Source organism: uncultured Tateyamaria sp., from assembly GCF_947497045.1.
Classification (GTDB): Bacteria; Pseudomonadota; Alphaproteobacteria; order Rhodobacterales; family Rhodobacteraceae; genus Tateyamaria.
The window spans coordinates 1-4,026 of sequence record NZ_CANMEU010000031.1; the positions used below are offsets into that span (position 1 = coordinate 1).

At 48.8% G+C, this 4,026-nt stretch carries 5 protein-coding genes; 1 reads left to right on the forward strand and 4 read right to left on the reverse strand.

The genetic code is table 11. The features are described 5' to 3' along the window. Positions 1-65: 65 nt before the first annotated feature. Positions 66-221 carry a hypothetical protein gene (locus tag Q0859_RS21260; protein ID WP_299155129.1) on the forward strand — a complete coding sequence of 52 codons (156 nt, stop codon included), beginning with the start codon at positions 66-68 and terminating at the stop codon, positions 219-221. Positions 222-279: 58 nt separating this feature from the next. Here the strand turns inward: Q0859_RS21260 and Q0859_RS21265 are convergent, their stop codons facing one another. Genes Q0859_RS21265 through Q0859_RS21280 form a run of 4 tightly spaced genes read right to left on the reverse strand, consistent with a single transcriptional unit; the run spans position 280 to position 3,727 of the window. Then, the gene (locus Q0859_RS21265) at positions 280-990 is read right to left on the reverse strand and encodes a hypothetical protein (protein WP_299155130.1); all 711 of its coding nucleotides are present in this window, start codon (positions 988-990) and stop codon (positions 280-282) included. Positions 991-1,010: 20 nt separating this feature from the next. Continuing rightward, the gene (locus Q0859_RS21270) at positions 1,011-1,568 is read right to left on the reverse strand and encodes an MBL fold metallo-hydrolase (RefSeq protein WP_299155132.1); all 558 of its coding nucleotides are present in this window, start codon (positions 1,566-1,568) and stop codon (positions 1,011-1,013) included. A gap of 22 nt (positions 1,569-1,590) precedes the next feature. Beyond that, complete coding sequence (locus Q0859_RS21275; RefSeq protein ID WP_299155134.1) at positions 1,591-2,970, reverse strand: trypsin-like serine protease; 1,380 nt, start codon at positions 2,968-2,970, stop codon at positions 1,591-1,593. A 10-nt stretch (positions 2,971-2,980) separates the two neighbouring features. After that, positions 2,981-3,727: a DUF1353 domain-containing protein gene (locus Q0859_RS21280; protein WP_299155136.1), complete on the reverse strand. Its 747-nt coding sequence runs from the start codon at positions 3,725-3,727 to the stop codon at positions 2,981-2,983. Positions 3,728-4,026 lie beyond the last annotated feature (299 nt).

The following is a 4,026-nucleotide window of genomic DNA, read 5'->3' on the forward strand; positions in this document are numbered from 1 at the left end:
CTTAACTAAGCCCAGATGAGCGACGACTCCTCAAAGTCAAACCGCCATCTGTCTCAAACCATTTGATGACGGACAATGGAGCCGTATTCGGAACGTATCTGACAGAAGCGTCGAAAGTCCTTTTGCAGCTGCCAGTTCGGTACAAAGACGATCCGTTCCTTGCCGCCTTTGCCGTTTACGAGGATCTGGCCGCCGTCCGGCGAAACGTCGCAGACTTTTAGATTGGTGAGTTCGCTGACCCTAGGCTACTGATGGCGCTCTTTCAAATGAGATAAGAGACTATGGAACTTCAGCATTCTCAAAAAGCTGCACCAGAGCCTCAACCAGAACATGGAGGTTATCAAAGTCAAATGGTGGCGCGGGACTCAGACTAGGGATCCAAAGAAAACGAGTGTAGGCGATCAGGTCGTTAGCTTGGTCAAAGTCAACATACAAGAAGCAGTCATATTCCTCTCTGGGAGAACCTTTCAGATCGCCTGAACAATACAAGAAATGCCGTGGCAGTTTGCGTGTAGAGCCCGGTTTATACACCAATATATCAGATAAAAATTTACCCGCCTGAAGGTTGCTCATTCTCTCTTCTGATAACGCGCCATTGGTGAAAATATCATATTCAGATCCTGACAAGGTTATCGACCCAGATAAAGTATCGAGAAATATAAAACCTCTTGTGCTGGGGAAAGAAAAATCTTGGTCCTTCACTCTTAACTCTCCCCACAAAAACGCCAGTTGATCAAACTGTTGCAGAATCTCACGCACATGCGAGCTATCAAATGGGAACCTTAGAAAGTCAATATCTTCCGAGCCTCGAACTCTACGGTCATAATTGTCGCACAACAAAAACTGTCGATTTTGAACCTCAACAAGCTTGCCTTTCGGGGCATAGCGTTCGTGTTCATCGCAGTTGACTTCTGAATGAGCGGCCTGGGCACCAAGCAACATGGCGGCCAGCACTGAAATTTGGCACAGGCGCGAAAGGATCCGTGACATCAAGATAATAATTCCCCTTTTCACCCAATGGTTGAAATGCAATAGACATGAGGGGTTTCAAAAATTTGGACCTCAAACTCCCCCTCGCTAAATCTTTGCCCATGTTTGATGTTTTGGAGTTTGTCGTCGGTAACGCCTTCACCGCGTGCAACTGCCAAGGTTGAGCGGGAGCCGTAGATCCTTGCGCCGGTATGTTTGGCAATGAATGGTGCATCCATCACGTGATCGTAATGTGTGTGCGCAACAAAAACGCCTGAAAGGTTTTTGACTCTTGCGCGATACAAGCAATCCTCGACCCGCTCACAGTCACTGGTAACCTTCGATGTCAAAAGCGTCGCAAAGGAAGGTCGAGAGCAAAAGCCATCAATCAAAATGCTGTTCGTTTGGTCTTTGAACACTATAGTCGTGGTGCCCAAAAAAGTACTTTGAACTTCGGACGCCTGTGAATCGTCTGGCGCACCGAGCAGACAAGCAATCAACGACAAGAACACACCCAAACGGTACGGTAGAGGGATCAAGTTCGACGGTCGATTACTTCGATTCAGTCGAGCAAAACCGGGCGATACATTGGTTGCCATATTGAGCAACATCCTCTCAGAACTAGCGCGACAGTTCGTTCCGGAGCCAATTTTGCGCATCAGAGCCGACCCCGATACTCGCAAAATTGGACACGGGGCTTTCGGATGTGCAATCTGTCATGCCGTTGCTCAACACTCCATGGACAACCAATGCTCCGTCAACAACCGTATAAACACCAGAGCCGCTGTCGCCACTGCATGTGCTCACATGTCGACCTTTTGCTCCGACACTGATGTTATCCGCGCTTATGTTGCGAACCTTGGAACGTGCATAGCGCTTTACCACCTGCCGCGTGCGGTATTTGTTGCCATCTGGCCCAAACCCGGCAATTACAACATCCGATTGTTCGAGCAAGAATGACGTAAATGTTTGTAACTTGGCCACCGCAGTGCGTGAGAAATGGCTTTGTTTTTCGATCGCAAATGACGGTGAAGGCAAAGGCAGTAGAGCAATGTCATAGGGCACAAGCTCGGGCGGGATTGCATTGCTTTTGGCGAACACATCGCAGAGCTGTTTCTCGTCACCAAAAAAAATGGGAGCCCCTTGCACCGATCTTCGCGTGGCAAACAGAGTCATCTGTCGACCGTCGTCGAAGAATTGGTCGAAGCCATTATCGTCCGATGCAACGCGCCAATCGAGACCCACACTGAACTGGGGAACAGCGGTGCCGAAATAAACATCCGTGATACCGCGGCACGCACAATGCGCAGCCGTCAAGACGTGCTTCGGACCAACAATCGTTCCAGAACAAACCATCTTGTTATCTTTGCCATTGTTACTTGAGACGGTCAGTGCCACGACGGGCAATAAGCACGTATCGAGAGGTCGAAGCGCAAAATTCGACGAATAAATATCCTGAGGACAGCCATTCACTTTTTGCGCGACAACCCCAATGGGCGCTGATGCCAATGAAGCAGATGTCAAAACAGCGGCAGCCTCAAGCGCGGACGGCTCCTGTCCAAGAAAGACACAATATGGGCAAGGTACGTGAGGGGTCAGTTCTTTGAAAAGCACCTCGTCGTCGCCCAAAAAACTGAGTTTATGGTCTCCTGTGAAATACTCAATTTGATTAACGTGTTCTTGGTAATACTGGCCTTCCGTTTGGAAACTCGGGAGAGTTCTCAAATCCCCGGTTTGCTCGGGTAAAGTTGTTGTAATCAAGTTTCCCGCCAGCGGAAGACGAATTCCATGAGCGCCGTTACTTGTTCCAAAAGAAGTGTCGCCAAACAAGTCTGAGTCCGTGTGCCCAAGCCTAAGTTGGCGCTGGAAGGTTTCGATTTTTTGACCAAGACTGGTGTGTCCTGAAAGGTCGAGACCACTCGGCATCCCGTCTTCTTGCAATTCAGCCAAGGCGGGTAATGCCAGTAGCATCATTGCGAGCAGGGGCCGCCAAAAACTCATGCCATAGCGCCTACTCTTTGCCAACAACTTCGATAAAATCGAAGTCAGGCAGACCGAGTTCATCTCGCAAACGCTGCGCATATTCTTCGATCCCTTCGAGATCGAGTGGGTTGATCTCTTTAAAGAATGTGCTTTGAACCGAAGCAGCAATTTTTCCCCCAACACCTTCTTCCTGATAACTGTTCGGAAGCCCGATTTTATCCTTCGTCTCAAGGACATCATCGTAGTTGCGCAGGCAATTTGCTTCCACGACCTCACATTGCTGAGGCGGGGTATCAATGCGGAGCGTGTACTTGTTTGCTCCGACCAAAACCGCAAGATACATCGCTTTGGCTTTAAAAGGATCGACGTTTGAGTCGAGCAGTGCATGATAGAACATGCGTTGGATCTTGAAATACGAATATTCCCCATTGTTCAGTCCGACCCTGTGCACATACCAGTCGTGGATCGTGGCGGCGCGTGAAAATTCTTTGCGATAGCGCTCTCCAATCACCGGAATGAGAAATTCTGGTATAGATGCACCATCAGTGATGGTGTCTTTCGGAGCTGCAAACCCGAGGCCCTGTATATTGTCATAGTAGCCAAATTCCTTAACTAAGGTCCGGCATGTCGCATATTCGTCAAACCATTCTGTGGGACAAGGCACGGCATTTTGACTTAGAACAGGGTAACCATCTGCGTCCGGATAAAAAGTGCCCGCTTCCACAAGAGATGGCAAAGCGTTCAATGTTGTGCAGAGAAAAATAGCACGAAGCATCAGAAGTCTCCAAAATTTTAAAAATTGCCGAATATACGGCCCTATTTTAGGCGACTTTTTTTAGGCAGTAAAGTGAGCAGCTAATTAGTTTATACGAGGGCTTCAGTGCACGATCCGGGCGGGCTACGCGCCGGTTGGGCAACGCCTTGGCAGCAGAATAAGATGTCCGCCGGCTGGTTCAATGACCGCTTCACATTAGCCGTACCTAATTGTTTTGCCATTGCAGCGAATGTCATGTGTGGATGGCTCCTGCATAGCAAGACATATTTGATCAGATTTGCGCATTTGTCAGAAGCAGT